The sequence below is a fragment of the Micromonospora sp. H61 genome (assembly GCF_018070325.1).
In the GTDB taxonomy this organism is placed as follows: domain Bacteria; phylum Actinomycetota; class Actinomycetes; order Mycobacteriales; family Micromonosporaceae; genus Micromonospora; species Micromonospora salmantinae.
In genome coordinates, this window is sequence record NZ_JAGPXY010000003.1 from 212,452 (window position 1) to 237,352 (window position 24,901).

Annotated in this window: 22 protein-coding genes and 1 pseudogene; 13 read left to right on the forward strand and 10 right to left on the reverse strand. The window is 71.1% G+C overall.

Annotated features, from left to right (window positions below; genetic code table 11):
* Window positions 1–96: 96 nt before the first annotated feature.
* The 5 genes from KBX08_RS03765 (at window position 97) to KBX08_RS03785 (ending at window position 4,301) form a co-directional block, all read left to right on the forward strand.
* Complete coding sequence (locus KBX08_RS03765) at window positions 97–390, forward strand: DivIVA domain-containing protein (protein WP_210781101.1); 294 nt, start codon at window positions 97–99, stop codon at window positions 388–390.
* Complete coding sequence (locus KBX08_RS03770) at window positions 387–638, forward strand: hypothetical protein (protein ID WP_210781102.1); 252 nt, start codon at window positions 387–389, stop codon at window positions 636–638. Before KBX08_RS03765 ends, KBX08_RS03770 begins: the two co-directional genes overlap by 4 nt.
* Window positions 635–2,656 (forward strand): hypothetical protein, encoded by a 2,022-nt coding sequence (locus KBX08_RS03775; protein ID WP_210781103.1) that lies wholly within the window; start codon window positions 635–637, stop codon window positions 2,654–2,656. The genes KBX08_RS03770 and KBX08_RS03775 overlap by 4 nt, the downstream gene beginning before the upstream one ends.
* Before the next feature lie 117 nt (window positions 2,657–2,773).
* A complete protein-coding gene (locus tag KBX08_RS03780; RefSeq protein ID WP_210781104.1) occupies window positions 2,774–3,688 on the forward strand; it encodes a DNA-processing protein DprA in 915 nt (304 codons plus the stop codon).
* A 25-nt stretch (window positions 3,689–3,713) separates the two neighbouring features.
* Complete coding sequence (locus KBX08_RS03785; protein ID WP_307850437.1) at window positions 3,714–4,301, forward strand: phosphoribosyltransferase; 588 nt, start codon at window positions 3,714–3,716, stop codon at window positions 4,299–4,301.
* A gap of 108 nt (window positions 4,302–4,409) precedes the next feature.
* Here KBX08_RS03785 and KBX08_RS03790 read toward each other — a convergent pair whose 3' ends face one another.
* The 3 genes from KBX08_RS03790 to ilvD form a co-directional block, all read right to left on the reverse strand.
* A complete protein-coding gene (locus tag KBX08_RS03790; RefSeq protein WP_210781105.1) occupies window positions 4,410–5,234 on the reverse strand; it encodes a hypothetical protein in 825 nt (274 codons plus the stop codon).
* Window positions 5,235–5,439: 205 nt separating this feature from the next.
* Window positions 5,440–6,252, reverse strand: a complete 813-nt coding sequence (locus tag KBX08_RS03795; RefSeq protein WP_210781106.1) for a hypothetical protein — start codon at window positions 6,250–6,252, stop codon at window positions 5,440–5,442.
* Between the two features lie 222 nt (window positions 6,253–6,474).
* The gene (gene ilvD / locus KBX08_RS03800) at window positions 6,475–8,322 is read right to left on the reverse strand and encodes a dihydroxy-acid dehydratase (RefSeq protein WP_210781107.1); all 1,848 of its coding nucleotides are present in this window, start codon (window positions 8,320–8,322) and stop codon (window positions 6,475–6,477) included.
* 129 nt (window positions 8,323–8,451) lie between these two features.
* Here ilvD and KBX08_RS03805 point away from each other — a divergent pair, with 129 nt between their 5' ends.
* The 5 genes from KBX08_RS03805 (at window position 8,452) to serA (ending at window position 16,486) form a co-directional block, all read left to right on the forward strand.
* Window positions 8,452–10,806 (forward strand): bifunctional diguanylate cyclase/phosphodiesterase, encoded by a 2,355-nt coding sequence (locus KBX08_RS03805; RefSeq protein ID WP_247668844.1) that lies wholly within the window; start codon window positions 8,452–8,454, stop codon window positions 10,804–10,806.
* 188 nt (window positions 10,807–10,994) lie between these two features.
* A complete protein-coding gene (locus KBX08_RS03810; protein WP_210781109.1) occupies window positions 10,995–12,875 on the forward strand; it encodes an acetolactate synthase large subunit in 1,881 nt (626 codons plus the stop codon).
* Window positions 12,875–13,390 carry an acetolactate synthase small subunit gene (gene ilvN / locus KBX08_RS03815; RefSeq protein ID WP_088946549.1) on the forward strand — a complete coding sequence of 172 codons (516 nt, stop codon included), beginning with the start codon at window positions 12,875–12,877 and terminating at the stop codon, window positions 13,388–13,390. The genes KBX08_RS03810 and ilvN overlap by 1 nt, the downstream gene beginning before the upstream one ends.
* Window positions 13,391–13,482: 92 nt before the next feature.
* The gene (gene ilvC / locus KBX08_RS03820; RefSeq protein ID WP_112625850.1) at window positions 13,483–14,496 is read left to right on the forward strand and encodes a ketol-acid reductoisomerase; all 1,014 of its coding nucleotides are present in this window, start codon (window positions 13,483–13,485) and stop codon (window positions 14,494–14,496) included.
* A gap of 391 nt (window positions 14,497–14,887) precedes the next feature.
* On the forward strand, window positions 14,888–16,486 hold the full coding sequence (gene serA, locus KBX08_RS03825; protein ID WP_210781110.1) for a phosphoglycerate dehydrogenase: 1,599 nt from the start codon (window positions 14,888–14,890) through the stop codon (window positions 16,484–16,486).
* 75 nt (window positions 16,487–16,561) lie between these two features.
* On the opposite strand, the gene KBX08_RS03830 is transcribed toward serA, so the two are convergent.
* Together KBX08_RS03830 and KBX08_RS03835 are read right to left on the reverse strand one after the other, a co-directional pair.
* Entirely contained in the window at window positions 16,562–16,918 is a 357-nt protein-coding gene (locus KBX08_RS03830; protein ID WP_091393184.1) for a hypothetical protein, read from the reverse strand.
* 303 nt (window positions 16,919–17,221) lie between these two features.
* Window positions 17,222–18,064, reverse strand: coding sequence for an FAD:protein FMN transferase (locus KBX08_RS03835; RefSeq protein ID WP_210781111.1), 843 nt, complete (start codon window positions 18,062–18,064; stop codon window positions 17,222–17,224).
* A gap of 228 nt (window positions 18,065–18,292) precedes the next feature.
* On the opposite strand from KBX08_RS03835, the gene KBX08_RS03840 reads away from it, so the two are divergent.
* A complete protein-coding gene (locus KBX08_RS03840; protein WP_210781112.1) occupies window positions 18,293–19,324 on the forward strand; it encodes a 3-isopropylmalate dehydrogenase in 1,032 nt (343 codons plus the stop codon).
* 155 nt (window positions 19,325–19,479) lie between these two features.
* A complete protein-coding gene (locus KBX08_RS03845) occupies window positions 19,480–20,577 on the forward strand; it encodes a branched-chain amino acid aminotransferase (protein WP_210781113.1) in 1,098 nt (365 codons plus the stop codon).
* Between the two features lie 51 nt (window positions 20,578–20,628).
* Here the strand turns inward: KBX08_RS03845 and KBX08_RS03850 are convergent, their stop codons facing one another.
* The 4 genes from KBX08_RS03850 to KBX08_RS03865 form a co-directional block, all read right to left on the reverse strand.
* The gene (locus KBX08_RS03850; RefSeq protein ID WP_210781114.1) at window positions 20,629–21,435 is read right to left on the reverse strand and encodes a tyrosine-protein phosphatase; all 807 of its coding nucleotides are present in this window, start codon (window positions 21,433–21,435) and stop codon (window positions 20,629–20,631) included.
* A 19-nt stretch (window positions 21,436–21,454) separates the two neighbouring features.
* Window positions 21,455–21,913: a PRC-barrel domain containing protein gene (locus KBX08_RS03855; protein WP_210781115.1), complete on the reverse strand. Its 459-nt coding sequence runs from the start codon at window positions 21,911–21,913 to the stop codon at window positions 21,455–21,457.
* A gap of 96 nt (window positions 21,914–22,009) precedes the next feature.
* Window positions 22,010–22,540 (reverse strand): carboxymuconolactone decarboxylase family protein, encoded by a 531-nt coding sequence (locus KBX08_RS03860; RefSeq protein ID WP_210781116.1) that lies wholly within the window; start codon window positions 22,538–22,540, stop codon window positions 22,010–22,012.
* A gap of 2 nt (window positions 22,541–22,542) precedes the next feature.
* Window positions 22,543–22,734, reverse strand: a complete 192-nt coding sequence (locus KBX08_RS03865; protein ID WP_210781118.1) for a hypothetical protein — start codon at window positions 22,732–22,734, stop codon at window positions 22,543–22,545.
* A 317-nt stretch (window positions 22,735–23,051) separates the two neighbouring features.
* Here KBX08_RS03865 and cimA point away from each other — a divergent pair, with 317 nt between their 5' ends.
* Window positions 23,052–24,635, forward strand: coding sequence for a citramalate synthase (gene cimA / locus KBX08_RS03870; protein ID WP_210781119.1), 1,584 nt, complete (start codon window positions 23,052–23,054; stop codon window positions 24,633–24,635).
* Window positions 24,636–24,775: 140 nt separating this feature from the next.
* Here cimA and KBX08_RS33570 read toward each other — a convergent pair.
* Window positions 24,776–24,901, reverse strand: a pseudogene (locus KBX08_RS33570) (endonuclease/exonuclease/phosphatase family protein); the annotation flags it as partial.

The following is a 24,901-nucleotide window of genomic DNA, read 5'->3' on the forward strand; positions in this document are numbered from 1 at the left end:
CTCCGACCTTACAAGATTGGTCCGACATCAGCGATGGACGCGCAATTGCCGCGCCGGTGATCGTCGATCAAATATGAGGAAGGGTGGTGCTGCTTCGTGCGCGCATTTCTCCGTCATCTCCGGGCCGAGCCACCCCGGCCGGCGCCCTATCGGGCGGCCAACTACGTACCCCTGAAGCCCTGGCAGGTCCGCGGGCGCCGGTTCACCCGCCGTGGCCGGCGTGGCGTGGACGCCGTGGAGGTCGCCGAGTTCCTCGACCGCGTCGCCCACGATCTGGCCGAGGTGTACGCGGCGCTGGGCAGCAGCCGGCGGGAGACCGAGCGGATCAAGGATGCGCTGAGGTGCTGGCAGTCACGGCGGGCCCGCGAGGACCTGGCGGCCCGCCGATGAGCGCCCGCTGGGTGGCGCACCTGCCGTTCACCGCCGCCGGCCTGCCGGCCGCCCAACACTTTGCCGGCACCCTGGCCCGCTCCCTGACCTTCCTCACCGAAGTGGACGCCGGTGAGACCACCGTGTCGGCCGAGGACGCGCAGGGCGTACGCCATCGGGTCTTCTGCGACCTGCCGCTCGACGGCGGTCGGCGGTGCGTGCGGCGGGTGGAACACGACGGTGACTGCGCGGCCCGGCGGTGTCGGTGACCGCCGCGCCCGTCGTCGTCTGCCCGGACTGCGACGGGATGACCTTCACGCTGGAGCCTTGCCGGTGCACCACCTACGGTGACCGGTTCCTCGCCGACGCCGACGCGCTCGGGCCGCGCCGGGAGGCGTACCGGAGCTGCGAGCAGTGTCGCGGCGCGGGCAGCGTCGCGTACCCCTGTTATCGCTGCGGCCGGCGCGGCCGGCGGCGGGCGCAGCTCGTGGTCACCGTCGCCAACCTGGACACCGGCGCTGTCGCGTCCCACCAGGTCGTGCCCGGCGGCCTCGACCCCCACCGCGACCCGGCGGGCCACTGGGTGGTCGACCTTCCTTCCCGGGTACGCGAACTCGCCGCCACCGTCGGCGCGGTCCTGGATGAGGCCGACGCGCCTTCGCTGTGGCTGGACCGGCAGTGGCGGCCCGACCTGCCCGCAGCGCTGCGGCACGAGTTGGAGGCCCACGCCATCCTGCGGGCCGATCACGCCCCCTGGCGGCTGGTGCTGGGCCGATCCACCGCCCCGGCGACCGTCGACCCGGCCGCACGGCTGGCCCGGCTGTGCGCGCTGGCCGACCTGCTGCTGCTCGACCTGGTCGTCGAGGCCCGCCGGCAGGGCGCGGGGTTCTGCTGGGCCATCCGGCACGAGGTGCCCGGCTCCCCGGTGCCGCTCGGGTCGCCCGGCTGGTGCCGGGACCTGCCGGAGGTGTTGGCCTGCACCGACGTGGCCAGGGCGCTCAGCGGGCTTGCCGAGCGCGGCCTGGCCGCTCCCGCCCGGCTGCTTCGCCCCGACTCGCCGCGCCCACCCGCCGCCCCGGCCGTGGACGTCGACCAACTCGAACGCCGGGTCCTCGCTGACTGCGTCGGCCTGGACGGGGGCGAGTTGCCTGGCGCACAGGCCCTGTGGCGCAACGGCCGCTGGTGGCACACGACTCTGCGCGCCGGCGAGCCAGTGGAGACCCTCGCGGAGCAGCCCACCGGCCAGGTCGTCCGCCGCGTGCTGGTGCCGGTCAGCCGCGGCTACGAACCGCCCGACCCGCCCTGGCTGGGTGAACCCGTCGACTGGCGGCAGTGCCCGGACTGCCGACCACACAGCCGGCTACGCGCCTGCGACTGCCGGCTCGGCGGTCGCGCCGCCGACCCCGACTGCCCGCACTGCTGCGGCGCCGGCCTGCGCCCATCCGCGCTGCACTGCTTCACCTGCGGCGACACCCAGCGCCTGCATCAGACCGTGCTGGTCACCGTCACCGACCTGCGGCACCGGGTGGTGCACCTGGCCTGGCAGGCCGGTACGCCCGAGGTTGCCCCGCTGGTCGCCACCCAACCGGGCGGCAGGCCCGTCGTCCAGCTTCCGGACCGTTACCGGCTGGGCTCCTGGGCGGCCGTGCTCGGCGCGCGGCCCGACGACCTGGCCGACGCCGACGGCGGGCAGCAGATCGGCAAGGACCTCCGCGACGGCTACGTCACACTGCCCTGGGCCGGGGCCGACCCGGTCGGGGAGCACGTCCGCAGCGCAGGGCGGGGTACTCCGGCCGGCCGTCTGATCGTGGTGGCGACGCCTCCCGACGCGCCGCCGCTGGCCGAGCTGCTGCGGCTCGCCCTCGGCCTCGACCTGGCCCTCGTGGTGGCCGTTTGCGACCTGCGGCACAACGCCGCAGACCCACTGCTGGCCGACGGACTGCGCTGGTCGGTCGAGGTGAAGCCGCTTGACGCACCTGTCCGCCCCGACGACTTCCCCTACCGGCCGAGCCTGGCCGCCGCGCTCTCCTGGTGCGTCGAGTGCCTGACCGACGCCGTAGCCGGGGCCGCCCCAACCGACCCGACGGTGTCCATCCCGGTGCCCGGCTCGGGGCCGTGGGACGTCGCCGATCCCGAGCCGGAACTGCTACGCCTGGCGGCCCAGCACGCCGGGAGGGTGGTCACCGTTCGCTTCACCCGCGCCGGCTGCACCGCGCACCGACACGACGGCGACGGCGTACGCCTCCTCGCCGAAGCCCCCGACCTGCGCGATCTTCGGTTGACCTGAGGGTCGAGGGAACATATGTTCGATCACGTGGGGCGATCTGAGGTGCGCCGGGCTTCTCTGCCGGCTCCGCGTGGCCGGCGGGCCGGGCGACCGGGAGTTGCCTCTACGATCAGGGGCATGGACCGGGTGACGGTGGAGCGGGCTGCGCTGATCGCGCTGCTGCGGCAGCCAGACCTCGGCTGGTCTGATGCCGTGCACGACATTCAAGAGGTCGGCACCGCCCTGGCAGTCCTGCGCCGGGTCGTCGGGCAGACCGACACGCTCTTTCCCGACACCCGCTCCGTCGACTCGCTGATCGAGGCCGCGGCCGGCGACCTCGCGGGCTGGCGGGCCGAGGGCATCACTGTGCGGGCCTTCTTCGACGACGACTACCCCGCCCAGTTGCGTGACATCCGCGAGATGCCGCCAGTGCTCTTCGCCCGAGGTGAGTCGCGTCCCGACGCTCGGGCCATCGCGGTGGTCGGCAGCCGCGAAGCGAGCGATCGAGGCGTCGAGATCGCCAGCTCGGTCTCAGAATCACTTGCCCGCCGTGGTGTGACGGTAGTCAGCGGTCTGGCGAAGGGGATCGACACCGCGGCCCACCAGGCGGCACTCGCGGCGGGGGGCCGCACCGTCGCGGTCATCGGCACCGGAATCCGTCACCACTACCCGACGGTCAACCGCGCGCTCCAGGAGCACATCGCAGAGGTCGGATTGGTGCTCAGCCAGTTCTGGCCCGATGCCGCCCCGACAAAGCAGAGCTTCCCAATGCGAAACGCGGTGATGAGCGGCTACGCCGCTGCCACCGTGGTCATCGAAGCCGGCGAACGCAGTGGAGCCCGGATCCAGGCACGGCTCGCTCTTCAGCACGGTCGGCCCGTGGTGCTCACCAGTCAGGTGATGCGGCACGACTGGGCACGCGCCTTCGCCGCCCGGCCCGGCGTCCACGTCGCGCACGGGACCATGGACCTGGTGGAGGCGGTCGACGCCATTCTCGACCGTTCACCGGCCGCGGCCGAGTTGGAGGGCTTTCCTGATTTCGCCAGCCTCTGACCCGTGGGCAAGGGTCCGGGAGTACGTGGAAACCCAGCGGAACTTCCTTCGAAATCCCCTGCCCACTCTTCCCTGGATCTGCCCGACGTGTCGCGGTGTCCGCACTCCCGGGTTCGACTACTGCTACCCCTGTCAGGAACACCAGACGACGTCTGGTGGCCTGCTCGCCGACGTGGTCGCTCCAATCGCTTACTCGCCGCGTACCGGTCAGCATCACCACCATCTGCGCTTGTACAAGTCCACACCGGGGTCGGCCCAGGCTCATCCGCACCCCCTGCAGGATCTGATCGGCGACCGTCTTGGACTGCCGTGGCTCACGGCGCTGTCCAATCCCCGCCACGGATCTGAGACGCGGACGTTCCAGCGCGACTGGTTCACGGTCCAGCTTCCGGTCGAGAGCGTCAACGTTCGGCCGCTGGTCCTGGACGACACCTGGACGACCGGTTCCCGGGCGCAGTCGCTGGCGTACGCGTTGAAGAGCGCTGGCGCGTCGTCGGTGGCGGTCGTGGTGCTCGGGCGGCACATCAGGCCGGAGCATGCGGCATCCCGACCGCTGCTGAAGGCGATCGAGGATCCGATGTTCGACCCGGCTAAGTGCGCTGTAGAACGATGAGCGTGGGTCCGTTCGGAATCAGATTTTTTGTGCGGGCTGCCCCTGCCCCTAGACGGCACTGCCCGGCGGGCGCCTCTCCGCGCCGGCCGGGCAGCAATCCAGTTCTGGTCAGCTGTCGGCGGTCAGGCCCTTGAGCATCTCGGCGAAGTCGGCGGTCTCCGCTGGCGGCGGGGTCTCGACGGTCACGGCCTTGCCGTAGTCGGTGTAGTCGATCACCATGTCGCCCATCTTGCCCATGACCATGCCCGCCCGACGCGGCCGATACTGCTCGTCGACCCACAGGTCGATCTTCAGCTCCTTGACGCCCTGCGTGGCCAGCGTCTCCTCCGTGGCGTCGCGGCGCATGGCGTCGATCTGCTTGAGGTAGGTCGCCACGGGAGTGGTGACGGTGTAGTGCACCGTTGGCACCCCATCCACCGTCTCCTGGCCGACCACCGTCGTGCCCTCGATGGCGAGCAGCGTCTTGACCTGCTTGACCGGGTCCATGTCCTCGAGCTGCTTGCTGAAGCCTGTGCCTGCCATCTCGCTCAGACCGGTCAGGTCCATCTTCATCCAACGCTTTCCGCCCGTAGCCGTGCGGCCCTCCGCTGGAATCTCGGTGAAGATCACGGCACCGATCATCCGGACGGTCGTGGCACCCTTGCTGTTGGTCATCTTCATCTCGGCCTTGAGCGGGTCACCCAGGTCCAGGAAACCCTGCATCGAGATCTTCTCGCCGCCCATCGTGCCCGTCATCGTCACTGTCACCGACTCGGTCTTGTCGGTCGCCTCGGCCGCCTTCAGCAGCGACCCCTTGAGATCACTGGCCAGCAACTCCAGGACGCTGGGCTGCTTCGGCGCCTCGGAGGCTCCGGACGTCACACCGCAGGCGGAGACGGCGAGCGCGGTGAGCGTCGAGACCGCCACCAGAGCCGGCTTCTTCCAAAATGACACGTACACGCCTTCCCCCGTAGGAATCTGGGACGATCCCCAGTAGACCGACGACACGCTAGCCCACCTGATCGATTCGGGGGCACCGCGTTTTGCCGATTCGCCCAGTGGGTCCTCGTCGTGCGCTGATCGCCACGCGATCGTTGCTGTCGGGGTATCCGGGTCGATGGGATACCCCGACAGCGGAGCGTCGAGTGCGTCGGTCCGGTCAGCTACCGGTGGTCAGACCTTTGATGCCCTTGGGCAGTTCGGCGAGGTCGGCGATCTCCGCCAGCGGCGGCGTCTCGACGGGCACTGCGTCGCCGTAGTCGGTGTAGTCGGTCACCAGGTGGCCGTACGCGCCCATGTCTAGGCCCGCCCGACGGGGTCGGTACTGCTCGTCGACCCACAGGTCGACGGTGACTTCCCGGACGCCCCACGTGGTCATCTGCTTCTTGACGCCTGCCCGCAGCTTGGCATCGAGTTGGCCCAGGTAGGTCGCCACGGGGGTGGTGACGGTGTAGTGGACAGCGACCACCCCGTTCGCCGTCTCCTGCCCGACCACCCTCGTGCCCTCGGTGGCGAGCAGCCTCTTGACCTGCCTGGTCGGATCGACGTCGTCGAACTGCCTGGTCAGATCCAGCCCAGCCTGGTCGCCGTCGGTGGTCGGGTCAAGCCTCAACCAGCGCTTGCCGCCCATGCTCGCGCGGCTCTCCGCCGGCATCTCGACGTAGAAGACCGCGCCGATCATCCGGACGGTGTTCATGGTGCCCCTGGAGTTCGCCATCGTCATCTCGGCCTTGACCGGGTCGCCAGGGTCCAGGACGCCCTGCATCGAGATCTTCTCGTCGCCCGCGGTGCCCAGCATCATCAGCGTCACCGAATCGGCCCTGTCGGTGACCTCGGCCGTCTTCTGCAGCGCCCCCTTGGGATCGCTGGTGAGCAACTCCAGGGCGCTGGGCTGTTTCGGCGTCTCGGACGACCCGGATGCCACGTCGCAGGCCGAGACAGCGAACACGGTGAGCGCCGACACCGCTGTCACCGCGGTCCTTTTCCAGAGCGACACGCGCGTGCCTCTTCCCCGTAGGACCCTGGGGCGATTCCCAGTGGACCGACGACACGCTAGCCCACATGGTCGATTCGGGGGCACCGCGTTCTCGCCGATCCACCCCTGATCGAGACGCGATCGTTGCTGTCGGGGTATCCGGGTCGACGGGATACCCCGACAGCAACGGATGTCGGCCGTACGGGTGGGAACGGCTGGTTACTCCGGGACGCGGCGGTATGCGCCGTCGCTGGCCGAGGTGGCCATCGAGGCGTACGCGCGCAGCGCCGCCGACACCGGCCGCTGCCGATCGGTCGGGGTGTACGGCTTGTCGCGCTTCTCTTCGGCCACCCGTCGTGCCTCCAGCTCCTCGGCGGGCACGTTCAGCTCGATCGACCGGCCCGGGATGTCGATGACGACCTCGTCGCCGTCGCGGACCAGGGCGATCAGCCCGCCGGAGGCCGCCTCGGGGGAGACGTGCCCGATGGAGAGCCCGGAGGTGCCGCCGGAGAAACGGCCGTCGGTGAGCAGCGCACAGGAGCGGCCCAGCCCGCGCCCCTTGAGGAACGAGGTGGGGTAGAGCATCTCCTGCATGCCGGGGCCGCCCTTGGGCCCCTCGTAGCGGATCACCACGACGTCCCCGGCGACCACCTGCTTGGCGAGGATCGCGGTCACCGCGTCGTCCTGCGACTCGTAGACCTTCGCCGGGCCACGGAAGGTCAGGCAGTCGTCGGGCACGCCGGCGGTCTTCACCACGCTGCCCTCGGGTGCCAGGTTGCCGTGCAGGATGGCCAGCCCGCCGTCGGCGGAGTAGGCGTGCTCGCGGTCCCGGATGCAGCCGCCGGCCGCGTCGGTGTCCAGCGACGACCACCGGTTGGTGGTGGAGAACGGCTCGACGGTACGCACCCCACCGGGAGCCGCGTGGAACAGCTCGACCGCCGTCGGCGTCGGCGAGCCACCGCGCACGTCCCAGTCGGTCAGCCACTGTGCCAGCGAGGGGGAGTGCACGGCCCACACGTCCCGGTTGAGCTGCCCGGCCCGGTCCAGTTCGCCGAGGATCGCCGGGATGCCGCCGGCCCGGTGCACGTCCTCCATGTGGTAGTTCGGCGAGTTCGGCGCGACCTTGGCCAGGCACGGCACCCGCCGGGAGATCGCGTCGATGTCGGTGACGCCGAAGTCCATCTCCGCCTCGCGGGCGGCGGCGAGCAGGTGCAGCACCGTGTTGGTGGAGCCGCCCATCGCCACGTCCAGGGCGACAGCGTTCTCGAAGGCGGCCTTGGAGGCGACCGTACGCGGCAGCACCGAGTCGTCGTCGCCGTCGTACCACCGCTTGGAGATCTCCACGATGGTCCGGCCGGCCTCGACGAAGAGCGACCGGCGGGCGGCGTGGGTGGCCAGCGTGGAACCGTTGCCGGGCAGCGCGAGCCCGATCGCCTCGGTGAGGCAGTTCATCGAGTTGGCGGTGAACATGCCGGAGCAGGAGCCGCAGGTCGGGCAGGCGGAGCGTTCGATCTCACCGAGCTGCTCGTCGGTGACCGCCTCGTTCGAGGAGGCGATCATCGCGTCGATCAGGTCGATCTTGCTGTGCACGACGCCCTCGATCGCCATCGTCTTGCCGGCCTCCATCGGGCCGCCGGAGACGAAGACGGTCGGGATGTTGAGCCGCAACGCGGCCAGCAGCATCCCGGGGGTGATCTTGTCGCAGTTGGAGATGCAGACCAGGGCGTCCGCGCAGTGCGCGTTGACCATGTATTCGACCGCGTCGGCGATCAGCTCACGGCTGGGCAGCGAGTAGAGCATGCCGCCGTGGCCCATCGCGATGCCGTCGTCGACAGCGATGGTGTTGAACTCCCGGCCCACCCCACCGGCCTCGGCGACCGCGTCGGCGACCAGGCCACCCATGTCCTTGAGGTGTACGTGACCAGGCACGAACTGGGTGAAACTGTTGGCGATGGCGACGATCGGCTTGCCGAAATCGTCGTCGGTCATCCCGGTGGCCCGCCAGAGGGCCCGGGCGCCGGCCATCGTCCGACCGTGTGTGGAAGTCCTCGACCGCAGCTCAGGCATGCATACCAGCATGACACCGTCGGCGCGTCGGCCCACCCCGGTATCTGCCGTGTCCCAACAGATGCACACCCAGCCCCCCATGACGTGCGCCCATCCGGCACTCTTGGAGGCGTGCATTTTCCACCGGGCATGGTCGCTGTCGCGGCGCTCAGCGGGCTCGTCGCCGCGGTGGCCACCGTGCTGCTGACCGTCGTCGCCCGGCGGCGGACGGTGCCGCGTCGACCGGCACACGTGCTGCTCGCGGCGGCCGCCGGTGTTGCAGTGCTCAGCCTCCTGGCCGGGGTGGTCGCCGCGCTCAGCGCGAACGACCACTGGGCCCACGAGCAGGGGCAGCGCACCGGTTGGGCGACAGCGGTGGCGATCGGCACTGCGGTGAGCGGGCTGGCCTTCGCCGCTGGTCTGCTCCGGCTGCCCGGGGTGGCCGCCACCGCTGCCGGAACGACCCGGCTCGCCCTGGACGGGTTGGTCATGGCGGCGGCGCTGTGGTTCGTCGGTTGGGTGCTCTTCTCCGAGCCCACCCGGTTGCTCGGTGCCGCCACCCCGATGGCCTGCCCGGCGATTCTGGTGGCCACTGTGAGTGCCGCGCTCGGTGCCGGGCTCGTCGTGATCGTCGTCTTCCGGGCCGCCGCGCCACGTCGACGGCTCGCCGCGCTGGGCGCCGGCATCAGCGCGGTGACCTGCGGTGGGCTGGGTCTCAGCGCCGGGCTCTGCCAGGCCGGGCCGACAATGGCGCTGACCGGAGCGGCGGTGCTCGCCGCTGGTCTGCTGATCGTCGCGCTCGCCGTGTACCGGGCCGACCGGCCGGGGCAGATCGACCTGGACCTGGTCGGCAGCGACGGCGAGTACGCGATCGCCCCGATGCTGGCGATGGCCGCCTCGGCGATGTACCACCTCGCCCAGGACGGCCGGTTCACCGCGGCGGGCATCGTGGCCGGCAGCGTGGAGGGCTTCGCCCTGGTGGCACGGCAGTACCTCACCCTGCGCGACGTCCGGGGGTACGCGAGCCGCCTGGCCGAGCGGGAGGCGCACTTCCGGGAGCTGGCGCACACCGACCCGCTGACGTCGCTGGCCAACCGGCGCGGGCTGCTCCGGGCGCTGCACCGCAACGCCGCCGACCACAACCCGTGTGTGCTGCTCGGCCTGGACCTGGACGGCTTCAAGAACGTCAACGACATGCGGGGCCACGACGTGGGCGACGCCGTGCTGGCCGAGGTGGGCCGGCGGCTGCGCGGCAACCTGCGCCCCGGCGACGTGGCCGCCCGGCTGGGTGGCGACGAGTTCGCCGTCCTCATGCAGGGCCGGCCGGTCGAGGCGGACCGGGTCGCCGAACGGCTCCTCGGGGTGCTCAACCGCCCCTACGACCAGCCGGAGGGGCCGGTCTTCCTGTCGGTGAGCATCGGGGTGGCCGACTGGGCCGACGAGCCGGACGTGGAGCTGCTGCTGCGCCACGCCGACCTGGCGCTGCGCTACGCCAAGCAGCGTGGCAAGAACCGGATCGAGCGGTACGACGCCGCGTACGACAAACTGCTGCGCCGGCGTACGACGGTGGAGCACGAGCTGCGCGGGGCCATCGACCGCGACGAGCTGCGGTTGGCGTTCCAGCCGGTGGCGTCGCTGCCGTCGGTGCGGCCGGTCGGCGCCGAGGCGCTGCTCCGCTGGCACCATCCTGAGCTGGGCAACGTGCGTCCGGACGAGTTCATCCCGCTCGCCGAGGAGTGCGGCATGATCGCCCCGCTCGGTGCCTGGGTGCTGCATCAGGCCTGCTACCAGCTCTCCCGGTGGCTGGCGGACGGGCACGACGTGTGGGTGTCGGTAAACGTCTCCCCGCGCGAGCTGCACGCCCCGGCGTACGTGGTCCAGGTCGCCGAGGCGCTGCGCGCCCACCACGTGCCGCCGCAGCGGCTGGTGCTGGAGGTCACCGAGCACGCGGTCGCCACCGACCTGGACGAGCTGATCCGGCGGCTCACCGCGCTGCGGTTGACCGGTGTCCGGATCGCGCTGGACGACTTCGGGGCCGGCTACTCGTCGCTGGGGCAGCTGCGCCGGTTGCCGATCGACATCCTCAAGATCGATCACAGCCTGGTCGCCGAGCACGAGCCGGTCCATCCGGTCGGCCAGGACGGCCCGGCGTTCGCCCCGATGGTCGACATCGTCATGCGTCTGGGCCACCAGTTGGGCCTGGAGGTGATCGCCGAGGGGGTGACCACCCCGACCGAGTTGGCAGCGGTGGTGGCCGCCGGTTGCCGCTTCGGCCAGGGCGCGCTCTTCGGCTGGGGGGTGCCGGCCGAGCACCTGGAGGCGATGCTGGAGGCAGCCACGTCCCCGGGCGCGCGTCCCGCTCCGGTGCCCGCGCCACGCCGCGCTCCGGGCGGGTCCGGGCAGCTCACCCCACCTGCCGATGGCGCGTCGCCGGCCGACGCGCCGACCTCCGTTAACCAACATGTGGGATCAGTTGACTCATCGCGTGAGATGCGTCAGGCTTAGCCGCATGTCGTCGTACCGGTCGCTGCGAGTACTTACCTGAGCGCACTCTCCCTCACCGAGAGTGCGCTGGCCCCGTGCATCTGCACGAGGGCCGTTTTTATTGCCATCGGAACCTGGCGAGGCGGGCCGCGCCCGCGTCGCATCGCTTGACTAGCCACCAGCCACTCCAGCCGAAGGCCAGAACCGCCATGACGAGACCCACGCCCGAGACCCTCGCCCACACCGCCCGCCGGGCCCGCGCGGCTGCCGACCCGACCCTCGACGTCGACCAGGCCGCCACGCGCCCGGCCACTCCGGCCGCTCCGGCGGTACGGCCCGCCGCCGCGACCCCGATCTCCGGGGCCGGCTCGCTCGTGCGGTCCCTCGAGGCGCTCGAGGTCGACGTCGTCTTCGGCATTCCGGGCGGCGCGATCCTGCCGGCGTACGACCCGCTCTACGACTCGACGGTCCGGCACATCCTGGTGCGGCACGAGCAGGGCGCGGGGCACGCGGCGACCGGCTACGCGCAGGCCACCGGCAAGGTCGGCGTCTGCATCGCCACCTCCGGCCCGGGCGCGACGAACCTGGTCACCCCGATCGCCGACGCGTACATGGACTCGGTGGCGATGGTGGCGATCACCGGTCAGGTGGCCAGCCCGTCGATCGGCACCGACGCCTTCCAGGAAGCGGACATCCAGGGCATCACCCTGCCGATCACCAAGCACAACTTCCTCGTGCAGAACGCCGAGGAGATCCCCCGGGTGCTGGCCGAGGCGTTCCACCTGGCCAGCAGCGGGCGACCCGGCCCGGTGCTCGTCGACATCCCCAAGGACGTGCTCCAGGCGTCGACCACCTTCTCCTGGCCGCCCACCCTGGACCTGCCCGGCTACCGGCCAACCCTGCACCCGCACGGCAAGCAGATCCGGGAGGCGGCGCGGCTGATGGCCGCGGCCCGACGGCCGGTGCTCTACGTGGGTGGCGGGGTGCTCAAGGCCGGTGCCACCGACGGGCTGCGCCGGCTGGCCGAGCTGACCGGCATCCCGGTCGTCACCACGCTGATGGCGCTCGGCGCGTTCCCCGACTCGCACCAGCAGCACCTGGGGATGCCCGGCATGCACGGCACGGTCGCCGCGGTCTACGGCCTGCAGAAGGCTGATCTGATCGTCGCGCTGGGCGCACGCTTCGACGACCGGGTCACCGGCAAACTGGACTCGTTCGCCCCGGACGCGGCAGTGGTCCACGCGGACATCGACCCCGCCGAGATCGGCAAGAACCGGCACGTGGACGTGCCGATCGTCGGCGACGCCAAGCACGTCATCGACGAGCTGATCACCGCGGTGACGGCCGAGCGGTCGGCGGGGCGCACCGCCGACCTCGGTGACTGGTGGACGCAGCTCAACGACCTGCGCAACCGTTACCCGCTGGGCTACGACGAGCCGGTCGACGGGACCCTGTCCCCGCAGTACGTGATCAAGCGGCTGGGCGAGATCGTCGGCCCGGACGCGATCTTCGTGGCCGGGGTCGGCCAGCACCAGATGTGGGCGTCGCAGTTCATCTCCTACGAGAAGCCGTACACCTGGTTGAATTCCGGCGGCCTCGGCACGATGGGCTACGCGGTGCCGGCGGCGATGGGCGCCAAGGTCGGCAAGCCGGACACCGTGGTCTGGGCGGTGGACGGGGACGGCTGCTTCCAGATGACCAACCAGGAGTTGGCCACCTGCGCGTTGGAGGGCATCCCGGTCAAGATCGCCGTCATCAACAACGGCAATCTCGGCATGGTCCGGCAGTGGCAGACGCTCTTCTACAACGAGCGCTACTCCAACACCGAGCTCGGCACCCACAAGCACCGCATCCCCGACTTCGTCAAGCTCGCCGAGGCCCTGGGCTGCGTGGGGCTGCGGTGCGAGAGCGCCGATGACGTCGACAAGACCATCGCCGCCGCCATGGAGATCAACGACGCGCCCGTGGTGATCGACTTCGTGGTCGGCAAGGACGCGATGGTCTGGCCGATGGTCGCCGCCGGCACCAGCAACGACGAGATCATGTTCGCCCGTGGCGTCCGCCCGGTCTTCGACGAGGATGACATTTAATGACCATGCATACGCTGTCCGTGCTGGTGGAGAACAAGCCGGGCGTGCTCGCCCGGGTCTCCGGCCTGTTCTCCCGGCGCGGGTTCAACATCGACAGCCTCGCCGTCGGCGAGACCGAGAACCCGGACGTCTCGCGGATCACCATCGTGGTCAACGCGGAGTCGTCCCCGCTGGAGCAGGTCACCAAGCAGTTGAACAAGCTGGTCAACGTGCTCAAGATCGTTGAGCTGGATCCGCAGGTCTCGGTCGCCCGAGAGCTGCTGCTGGTGAAGGTTCGCGCCGACCGGTCCGCGCGATCGCAGGTGCTGGAGACCGTCAACCTGTTCCGCGCCCGGGTGGTCGACGTCGCACCGGACACGCTGACCATCGAGGCCACCGGCACCCCGGACAAGCTCGACGCGCTGCTCCGCGACCTCGAGGCCTTCGGCATCAAGGAAATGGTCCAGTCCGGGCTGGTGGCCATCGGGCGCGGCTCGCGTTCGATCACCGCCGGTCCCGCGCTGCGGGCCGCCTGACCCGCCGGTCGGCCCTCGGCCGACCGTCCGGCGAATTCATCCGCACAGACCACGACGGGCCGCCCCGGCCGTCGTACGAAAGGGAAGTTCTCATGAGCGTTGAGGTGTACTACGACGACGATGCCGACCTCGGCCTGATCCAGGCCAAGAAGGTCGCGGTGATCGGTTACGGCAGCCAGGGCCACGCCCACGCGCTGTCGCTGCGTGACTCCGGCGTCGACGTGGTGATCGGTCTGCCGGAAGGCTCGAAGAGCCGTCCCAAGGCTGAGGAGCAGGGCCTGCGGGTGGTCACGCCCGCACAGGCCGCCGCCGAGGCCGATGTGATCATGGTGCTCGCACCGGACACCGCCCAGCGCGGGATCTACGCGGAGTCGATCGCCCCGCACCTCGCCCCCGGCAAGGCGATCTTCTTCGGCCACGGCTTCAACATCCGGTACGGCCTGATCAAGCCGCCGGCCGAGGTGGACGTGGCGATGGTCGCGCCCAAGGGCCCCGGCCACCTGGTCCGCCGCCAGTACAGCGACGGCAAGGGCGTGCCCTGTCTCGTCGCCGTCGAGCAGGACGCCAGCGGCAACGCGCTCGCGCTCGCCCTCGCGTACGCCAAGGGGATCGGCGGCACCCGGGCCGGCGCGATCAAGACCACCTTCACCGAGGAGACCGAGACCGACCTCTTCGGCGAGCAGGCGGTGCTCTGCGGCGGCGCCTCGGCGCTGGTGCAGACCGGTTTCGAGGTGCTCACCGAGGCGGGCTACGCCCCGGAGGTCGCCTACTTCGAGTGCCTGCACGAGCTGAAGCTGATCGTCGACCTCATGTACGAGGGCGGCATCGCGAAGATGCGTTACAGCATCTCCGACACCGCCGAGTACGGCGACCTCTCCCGCGGCTCGCGCATCATCGACTCCCGGGTCAAGGACGAGATGCGCAAGATCCTGGGTGAGATCCAGTCCGGCGAGTTCGCCCGCGAGTGGGTCGCCGAGGACGAGGCCGGCCGGCCCAACTTCACCAAGTGGCAGGCCGAGGGTGCGGCGCACCCGATCGAGGAGACCGGCAAGAAGCTGCGCGGCATGATGAGCTGGGTCGACCGCCCGATCACCGAGACCGCCTGACCCGTCCGAACGACGATCCACCGACAGCCCCTGGGCCGGCGCTCTCCCCAGCGCCGCCCCGGGGCTGCCCGGCATGCTGCCGCCCGTCGATACGTCGGGCGGCAGTGCTCGTGCGCCACGGCTCTCCCGAAGTGACCGGGTGACCGACGCCGCCGGTGCTCGGCCCGGCCGGAGCAACCGTGTCGGTGCGGTGAACGGCCGATGTCCGTCGCCCGACCGGGCGTGTGAGGGCACTCACCCCGAAGACCGGAACACGCCGACCAGCGAGGCCCCTACGATCGCCTGTAGGTGCAGCAGCCGGCACCTGACGGCCACGGCACGGATCAGCGCAGGGCGCAGTGCGGCGCCCCGCCGCCCGGGCCGATCGCAAACACGACCTCTACGAGGACCGATGAATCCTGTCGTACTGATCGCCGAAGAACTCGCCCCCGCCGCCATCGAGGTGCTCGCCCACGACTTCGACGTCCGTCACGTCGACGGCACCGACCGTCCGGCCCTGCTCTCGGCGCTCTCCGAGGCCGACGCCGTCATCGTGCGCAGCGCGACCCAGATCGACGCCGAGGCGGTCGCCGCAGCGCCGCGACTCAAGGTGGTCGCCCGGGCGGGCGTCGGGCTGGACAACGTCGAGGTGCCGGCCGCCACCGCGCGGGGCGTCATGGTCGTCAACGCGCCCACCTCGAACATCGTCTCCGCCGCCGAGCAGGCCGTCGCGCTGCTGCTCGCCGTCGCCCGTAACACCGCCAGCGCCAGTTCCGCGCTCAAGGCGGGGGAGTGGAAGCGGTCGAAGTACACCGGCGTCGAGGTGCAGGGCAAGACGGTCGGCGTGGTCGGTCTCGGTCGTATCGGGGTGCTCTTCGCTCAGCGCATCGCCGCGTTCGGCACCCGGCTGATCGCGTACGACCCGTACATCCAGCCGGCCCGTGCGGCGCAGCTCGGCGTCCGCCTGGTCGGCCTGGAGGAGCTGCTGCGGGAGAGCGACTTCATCTCCATCCACCTGCCGAAGACGCCGGAGACGGTGGGCCTGATCGGTGAGAAGGAGCTGGCGCTCGTCAAGCCCGGCGTTCGCATCATCAACGCCGCCCGTGGCGGGCTGGTCGACGAGCAGGCGCTCGCGGACGCGATCGCCGAGGGGCGGGTCGCCGGCGCCGGCGTCGACGTGTACAGCAAGGAGCCGTGCACCTCGTCGCCGCTGTTCGCCTTCGACAACGTGGTGGCCACCCCGCACCTGGGCGCCTCCACCCACGAGGCGCAGGACAAGGCCGGTCTCGCCGTGGCCAAGAGCGTCAAGCTGGCGTTGCAGGGCGAGTTCGTTCCGGACGCGGTGAACGTGCAGGCCGGCGGCGTGGTCGCCGAGGACGTTCGGCCGCTGCTGCCGTTGGCGGAGAAGCTCGGTCGGGCGTTCACCGCGGTCGCCGGCGGGGTCGCCGCCAGCGTCACTGTCGAGGTCCGCGGTGAGATCGTCAGCCACGACGTGTCGGTGCTCAAGCTCGCCGCCACCAAGGGCCTGTTCAGCTCCGTGGTCGAGGAGCAGGTCACCTACGTCAACGCCCCGCACCTGGCCGCCGAGCGTGGCGTCGAGGTCACCCTTGCCACGCTGGCCGAGACGGCCGAGCAGCCGACCCTGGTCACGGTGCGCGGCGCGCTGCCGGACGGCCGGACGGTCAGTGTCTCCGGCACTGTCACCCACTCCGGCGCCCGGGACGTGCTGAAGCTGACCGAGGTGGACGGCTTCGACGTGGAGATCGGCGCGGAGGGCATCCTGCTCTTCCTGCGCTACGCCGACCGGCCCGGTGTGGTCGGCACTGTCGGTACCCTGCTCGGCGAGGCGGGCATCAACATCGCCGCCATGCAGGTGGCCCGTCGGGAGGCGGGCGGTGAGACGCTGATGACGCTCACCGTCGACCAGGCGCTCGGCGCCGACCTGCTCACCTCGGCCGCCGACTCGATCGGCGCCACGGCGGCCAGCGCCGCCGACCTGCGCGACGAGTAGTAGACGACAAGCACCGTGGGGGGCCTGGCGATTCGCCGGGCCCCTCGTCATTTCCCGTCCGTGCCGCCGGTCAGGTCAGCCGGGCAGCCGCGCCGGCGGCGGGTAGACCGAGCCGTCCTGCGGGTCGAAGAGCATCAGCCCGTGCTCGCCGGCCAGCCGCTCGATGTCCAGCAGCACCTGGTCCGCGCAGGTCGGGTGCAGGTTCAGCTCGACGTGGTCGTGGGCCGCGTGCAGCGGCGCCACCGCCCACGGGCTGTTCGGGCCGGGGTGACGGTCCGGATAGGAGGCGGTGATCGCCCGGTAGAAGCTGACCACCCGTGGATCGGGGTAGCGATCCACGTGCCGTCCCTGCCGGCAACCGTTGACCGCTGTCCGCACGTCCTCGGGCGTCGCCCCGTCCTCCAGGGCCCACACGCTCAGATCGAAACTCACGGCGGATAGCGTGCCATCCGCCGTTCACCATGTCGAAACTGCCTCGCCGCCGGTCAACCACCGATCACCGCGTGCTCCGGTCACGACGGTCCGGTGTGGAGACTCTTGCGTCGAGTTGCGTCGATTCGCTAGCGTACGCACTGCGGTCACTGGCCGAGTTCGAGGCGCCGGCCCGTCTTCGGGTGGCGCGGTCGACGTCCGGCCCGACCGGTCCGCACCCCTCGGTTGTGCGAGCCACGCGCACTCGTCGCTGACCGGCCCTCACGGTCGTTGCCGAGACCGTGGGGGCCGGGCTCGACCGGCTCAGCGACGGTGTGCGAAGAGCGCGCGATAGTCGGAGTTGCCCCGGAACCACGCCAGGCCGGTGGGGCCGGCGGCGTAGAGCGCTGTGGCGTAGGCGTCGGCGATCGCCAGGTCGGGGCCCACCACTGTGGCGGCGACGAGGTGATCGGCCGGCTCGCCGGTGTGCGGGTCCACCACGTGCCCCTGCCGCCCGGTCACCCCGGAGGTGCCGATCGCGCCGGCGGTCATCTCCAGCACCAGCGGCGCGCGCTCGGGTGCGGTCGGGTGGTGCACCGCCACCCGCCAGGGTCCGCCGTGCGGCGCTCGGCCCCGGACGACGAGGTCGGCGCCGGCGAGTACGGCGTAGTCGTGGATGCCGGCGGCGCGCAGTCGCTCGGCGGCGCGTTCCACCGCCCAGCCGCCGAGCAGGCCGGCCGGGTCGAAGCCGCCGGGCACCGCCCAGGCGTCGAACCACCCGTCGGTGACCGCGCGCATCGCGGCGCAACGGTCCACCAGATCGGCGAGCGGCGGGTACGACTCCGGGCTGATCTCGTCTCGTCGCAGCCGGGAGACCAGGCTCTCCGGCCGGTTGGGGCCGTAGGTGAGGTCGATGGCGCGTAGCTCGGCGACGCTGTCCCGCAGCGCCTCGCCCACGCCTCGGCGACCGAGCCACTCGGGGGCGTTGAGCAGCAGTGTGTACTCGGCGGTCGCGGTGCGTACGGTGTGCTGCACAGCGATCCGGCCCTCGGTGGCGGCGGCCGGGTCGATCCGGTGCCGGCGGCTGCCGAGTCGGAGGTCCGGCCGGCGGTTGCGGAACGCGGACGGGTCCGGCCAGCGGGTCCGTGGCTGCTCGTCGATGCGCATCGCATCTGCCCCCTCGCACATGGCGCCGCGTCATCGCGACCCCGTTGGTCAGCGGGCCCCCGCGACCCACTGAGCACTACCGTAGGCAGCGGAGATGACCGCCCCATGAGTCCCAGCTGAGAGGGTGCTGTGCATTCGCGCATCCCAAATTGTGGACGCAGCGTACCGGGAGGCGGGACGGCGACGTACCGTTGCCCGAACGGAACCGTCGAGCAGAGGAGTGCGGTCGTGGCGCGGATCGCGGTGGTGGCCGGGGACGGCATCGGGCCCGAGGTGGTCGCGCAGGCCCGCAAGGTCCTCGACGCGGTGCTGCCCGACGTGCAGGCCACCGAGTACGACCTCGGAGCCGCCCGCTGGCACCGTACCGGAGAGGTGCTGCCCGACTCGGTGCTGACCGAGCTGGCCGGGCACGACGCGATCCTGCTCGGCGCGGTCGGTGACCCGACGGTCCCGCCGGGGGTGCTGGAGCGAGGGTTGCTGCTCAAGCTCCGTTTCGCCTTCGACCAGTACGTCAACCTGCGCCCGTCCCGGCTCTGGCCCGGGGTCGCCGGCCCGCTGGCCAACGTGAAGCCGGGCGAGGTCGACCTCGTGGTGGTGCGCGAGGGCACCGAGGGGCTCTACGCCGGCGCCGGTGGTTCCCTGCACCGGGACACCCCGGCCGAGGTCGCCACCGAGGAGAGCCTGAACACCCGGCACGGCGTGGAGCGGGTGATCCGCGACGCCTTCGCCCGCGCCGGCCGCCGGGAGCGGCGCAAGGTCACCCTCGTGCACAAGACCAACGTGCTCACCCACGCCGGGTCGCTCTGGGCGCGTACGTTCGACGTGGTCGCCGCCGAGCACCCGGACATCGAGACCGAGTACCAGCACGTCGACGCGGCAGCCATGTTCCTGGTCACCCAGCCGCAGCGCTACGACGTGGTGGTCACCGACAACCTCTTCGGCGACATCCTCACCGACATCGCCGCGGCCGTCACCGGTGGCATCGGGCTGGCCGCCAGCGGCTGCATCAACCCCGAGGGGGCGTACCCCTCGATGTTCGAGCCGGTGCACGGCTCGGCGCCGGACATCGCCGGGCAGGGCATCGCCGACCCGGTCGCCGCGGTGCTCTCCGCCGCGTTGCTGCTGGAGCAGCTCGGGCACAGTGAGTCGGCCGCTCGGGTCAACGCGGCGGTCGCCGCCGAGCTGGCCAGCCGCGTACCGGGCGTGACGCTGCGTACCGAAGAGGTCGGCGACCGGCTCGCCGCCCACGCCGTAGCCTGATCACCCCGGCCCGAGTGGCGACCGGCCCTGAGGCCGGTCTGCCACGGGTGCCCCGACCGGCGCTACCCGCTGAACGACCGTTCGGGGTAAGTTTCTGGCACAGCCATGTCGGTGTGCGGTCCCGCATGCCGTTGTTCCGCAGGGAGGTCAGCGCGATGAGCGGTGGTGACAAGCTCGACTTCGAGATCCGTCCGAATCTCGCGCCGGTATCCGCCGCCGATCGGGCCGCGCTGCTGACCAATCCCGGGTTCGGCAGGGTCTTCACCGACCACATGGTCACCGTCCGCTACGCCGACGGCAAGGGCTGGTACGACGCCCGGGTGGAAGCCCGTGCCCCGATTCCGATGGACCCGGCCAGCGCGGTGCTGCACTACGCGCAGGAGATCTTCGAAGGGCTCAAGGCGTACCGCACGGCCGACGGTGGCGTGACGATGTTCCGGCCGGACGCCAACGCGGCCCGCTTCGCCACCTCCGCACAGCGGATGGCGATGCCGGTGCTGCCGCCGGAGGTGTTCGTCGACTCGCTGCACAAGCTCATCGAGATCGACCGGGAGTGGATCCCCACCGGCGAGGACGGCAGCCTCTACCTGCGGCCGTTCATGTTCGCCAGCGAGGTCTTCCTGGGCGTCCGCCCGGCCAACGAGTACCTCTACATGGTGATCGCCTCACCGGTCGGGGCGTACTTCACCGGTGGCGTCAAGCCGGTCACCGTCTGGGTCTCTCCGGACTACACCCGGGCCGCGCCCGGTGGCACCGGCGCGGCCAAGTGCGGCGGCAACTACGCCGCGTCGCTCGCCGCCCAGGCAGAGGCCATCGAGGCCGGCTGCGACCAGGTCGTCTTCCTGGACGCGGTGGAGCGCCGGTTCGTCGACGAACTGGGCGGCATGAACGTCTTCTTCGTCTACGACGACGGCACTGTGGTCACCCCACCGTTGACCGGCACGATCCTGCCGGGCATCACCCGCGACGCCGTCCTCGCGCTGGCCGGCGCGGCCGGACACCAGGTCGAGGAGCGGCCGGTCAGCTTCGCCGACTGGCAGGCCGACGCCGCGAGCGGTCGCCTTCGGGAGGTGTTCGCCTGCGGCACCGCCGCGGTGGTCACCCCGATCGGTGGGGTTCGCTTCCCGGACGGTGAGTTCCTGATCGGTGGTGGCGAGCCCGGTCAGGTCACCATGGCCCTGCGTCAGCAGTTGGTCGACATCCAGCGGGGCAAGGCGGCCGACCCGCACGGCTGGGTGCAGCGGGTCTTCTGATCTCCGTCGCTGCGCCGGCCCGTCCACCCGGACGGGCCGGCGCAGTCGGACCTACGTGTCGGTGGGCTGCGCCTTGGTGGGCTGGTCGAGCAGGTGGTCGCGGAGCGCGGCGAGCTGCTCGTCGGTCACCCCGGCGTGGCGCAGGTACGCCTCGACCGAGCCGTGCCCCGCGCGCAGCTCGTCCAGGAAGATCTGCATCGCCTCGGCGGGTGAGGCCAGGAACGGTGCCGGCACCTCCACTCCGTCCGGGTTGATGGAGGCCAGCCAGGCGCTGTACCGGGCCGACGCCTCGCTGCTCAACGCGTAGTCCGCTGTGATGTCCGCGTCGTCGACGCCGAGCACGGCGAGGGTCAACGCGCAGACGATGCCGGTGCGGTCCTTGCCGGCCACGCAGTGCACGACCACCGGGGCGTTGGCGGAGTCGGCGATCAGCCCGACCGCCTCGGCCAGCCCGGCGGTGCCGGTCTGGGCCAGGTCGGCGTACCGGTCCGCGAGGTACCGGGCCAGGCTCGCGCCCTCCTCGTGCGGTACGCCCGCCCAGTCGTCGTGCTCCGGGTGGATGTGCCGGTAGGTCAGCCCCTCGTATGCCGGCACCCGGCCGTCCCGCTCCACCTCGGTGGGGCGGCGCAGGTCGATGACGGTGCGGACGCCGATCGCGACGAACGCGTCGCGGTCCTGTTCGGTGAGGCGGTGCAACGAGTCGGAGCGGTAGAGCCGGCCACGGCGTACGGGTCGGCCGCCGCGCCCGAGGTAGCCGCCGGCGTCGCGGAAGTTGAAGGTGGCGGGGAGCGGAATCTGTCGGCTGTCGTCGATGGCGTCCACGCCCTCACGGTAACGGCCGGTGGGACAGTGCCCCACCGGCCGTCGGGTCGAACAGTCACCGTGCGGTGCCGGGCGGGAGCGCGCCGTACGTCTCGTCGTAGTAGCCACCCAACTGGTCCCGGTAGCTCGGGTCGCTGTGGCTGGTCTCGTCGTACTCCGGGGCGGCCTTGATCTGGTCCCGGGTCCGGTCGACGGAGACGGTGCGCTGGTCGTGGTCGACCTGGTTGACGGTGCCGGCCGGCAACATCACCTTCTTGCCGAAGATCCAGGGCCCGGTGTCCACGACCAGGTAGCTGCCGCCCACCTCGTGACTGGCGCTGTCAATCTTGCCGATTCCACCGTCGGTGGCCTCGACCTTGTAACCGACCAGGTCGACGTCGGCCACGCCGGCCTGGTCCCGGTAGCGCCAGGGGTCGAACGTGCCGGCCGGCGCGCCGCCGGGCACCGTGCCGTGGTCGCCGCCGCGCAGCGGGTCCGGCCCGGCGTGGGTGGCGTGCGGATCGATCCTGTCCATGCCGTTCACTCCTGACTGTCGCCGATCGTCTCGGCTGAGGTGGGTGCGTCCCCGCAGGAGCTACCCGGCTGTCGGGGGCCGGAAACGGCGACGGGCTCAGGCCAGTGCGGCCTCGGCGTCCAGGGTGACCGCCGTGGCGTGCACCACTGCGGAGATCCGCAGGGCCTCGTGCAGCTGCTCCCGGGTGAAGCCGATGCCGCGCAGCTTCTTCTCGTGCAACTCCAGGCACACCCCACAGCCGGCGATGGCCGACACGGCGAAACACCAGAGCTCGAAGTCGCCCTTGTCCACCCCCGGCCTCGCGATGATCTGCATCCGCAGTCGGGCCGGCATCGAGGCGTACTGCTCGTCGCCGATCAGGTGCTTGGCCCGGTAGTAGATGTTGTTCATCGCCATGATCGCCGCGGCGCCCTTGGCCGCCTCGACACCCTCCGGCCCGAGCTGCCCGAGCGCCTCGGCGGCGATCTCGCGCAGCACCACCGGGTTGCGAGCGGTCACCGCACAGGCCAGCGCGGTGCCCCAGGTCTGTGCCGGGGTCAACGCCGAGGAACCGACGGTGGAGCCGAGGTTGAGCCTGATGTCCGTGGCGTACTCCGGCAGGGCTGCCTTGATCGCGTCCAGGCCCATGGTCAGACGCCGGCGGCGGGGGTCTCGTCGGCGATCTCCGTCGGGCTGATGGAGGTACCCATCGGCCCGACGAAGACCACACACCACGTGCCCTCGTGGGACGTGTGGTTGATCGTCCTGGACGCGTTGGTGGCGCCCAGCGATACGCAGGCGGCGAGTCCGTGCTCAGGTAAGCGGTCACTGACGGTGAGCACAGGTCCTCCTTGCAGACGGCACGGTGGCCATCATCGGATCCGCTCCAGATGCTTCCGCATCGCTGTTTTCACCGATGAGTGGCCTGGCGCCTTGTGAAGCCGATCACGAGCGGCGGCCAGGGGGCGCATGAACCCTCCGTCACCGTCCCGCTATGTGGATTGTTCCTCCCAAATTCGGGGGAGGGGTGGCAGAGTGGCCATCGTGACCAGCACCGCCCTGATTATTGCGACCTAGCGCGCCGGCTCTCCCCTCTGCCGAGCGCGCAGACCTCCCGCATCCGCGGGAGGTCTTTTTGTTGCTCCGAGAAAGGATCCTGATGACGTTCCAGGTCTTCGACACCACGTTGCGCGACGGCGCCCAGCGCGAGGGGCTCACCTACTCGGTGGTCGACAAGCTGGCCGTGGCCCGGCTGCTCGACGAGTTCGGCGTCGGGTTCATCGAGGGCGGCTGGCCGGGCGCGGTGCCCAAGGACACCGAGTTCTTCCGCCGCGCCCGCACCGAGCTGGACCTGCGGCACGCCGTGCTCGTCGCGTTCGGCGCCACCCGCAAGGCCGGCGTCGCGGTCGCGGACGACCCCCAGGTACGCGCCCTGCTGGACGCGCAGACCCCGGCCGTGGCCCTGGTCGCCAAGGCCGACAGCCGGCACGTCGAGCGCGCGCTGCGCACCACCGGCGCGGAGAACCTCGCGATGATCCACGACACCGTCAACCACCTCGTCCGGGAGGGTCGACGGGTCTTCGTCGACGGGGAACACTTCTTCGACGGCTACCGGCACGACCCCGCGTACGGCGCCGCGGTGGTGCAGACCGCGCTCGCCGCCGGCGCCGAGCGGATGGTGCTCTGCGACACCAACGGCGGCATGCTCCCGTCCCAGGTGAGCGCCGTGATCCACGACCTGACGAACAGGCTGGGGATCGACGCCGGGCTGCTCGGTATGCACGCCCAGAACGACACCGCCTGCGCGGTGGCCAACACGATCGCCGCCGTGGAGGCGGGCGTCCGCCACGTGCAGGGCACCGCCAACGGGTACGGCGAACGCCCTGGCAACGCCGACATCTTCGCGGTCGTCGCCAACCTTCAACTCAAGCTCGGCATGCCCGTCCTACCGGAGGGCTGCCTGGCGCAGATGGTGCGGGTCTCGCACGCCATCGCCGAGATCGCCAACATCGCCCCCGACACCCACCAGGCGTACGCCGGGGCTGCCGCCTTCGCTCACAAGGCGGGGCTGCACGCGAGTGCGATCAAGGTCGACCCGTTGCTCTACAACCACGTGGACCCGTCGGTGGTGGGCAACGACATGCGGATCCTGATCACCGAGATGGCCGGCCGGGCCAGCGTCGAGCTCAAGAGCCGTGAGCTCGGCCTGGACCTGGCCGCCAGCCCGGAGGCGCTGACCCGGGTCACCAAGCGGGTCAAGGAGCTGGAGGCGGGTGGCTGGTCCTTCGAGGCGGCGGACGCCTCCTTCGAGTTGCTGGTCCGCTCCGAGCTGCCGGAGGGCAGCCCGGCGCGACCGTTCACCCTGGAGTCGTACCGGGTGTTGGTCGAGCATCGCGAGGACGGCGCGGTGGTCTCCGAGGCGACCGTCAAGATCCGGGTTCGCGGTGAGCGGGTGATCGCCACCGCCGAGGGCAACGGCCCGGTCAACGCCCTCGACGAGGCGCTGCGGGTGGGGCTGGCGCGGCACTATCCGCAGCTGCGCGACTTCGAGTTGGCCGACTACAAGGTGCGCATCCTGGAGGGCAGCCACGGCACCGGCGCGGTCACCCGGGTCCTGCTGGAGACCTCCGACGGCAGCGGCCGGGACTGGACCACTGTCGGCGTCCACCCGAACGTGGTCGAGGCCAGCTGGCACGCCCTGGTGGACGCCCTCACCTACGGCCTAGCCCCCACCTCCGTCTGACTCCCGCCTCCCGGCCCCCACCCCCACTCTCGCGATCTTGCACTTTGTGTCGATGGTCTGCGGCTTTTGCCGCTTATGCCGCGACAGTAAGTGCAAGATCGACGAGGTGGGATGGGGTGGACTGGGGTGGGTGAGGGGGTGGGGAGGGTCAGGGTGGCTTGGACGGGGCGGTGGTCGCTGCCGGGCAGGGTGAGCACCTGCACCGAGCGGACGGCGATCCGATGGTCGACCAGGACGTGGTCGAGGGTGACGGGGGGGAGGAGGTC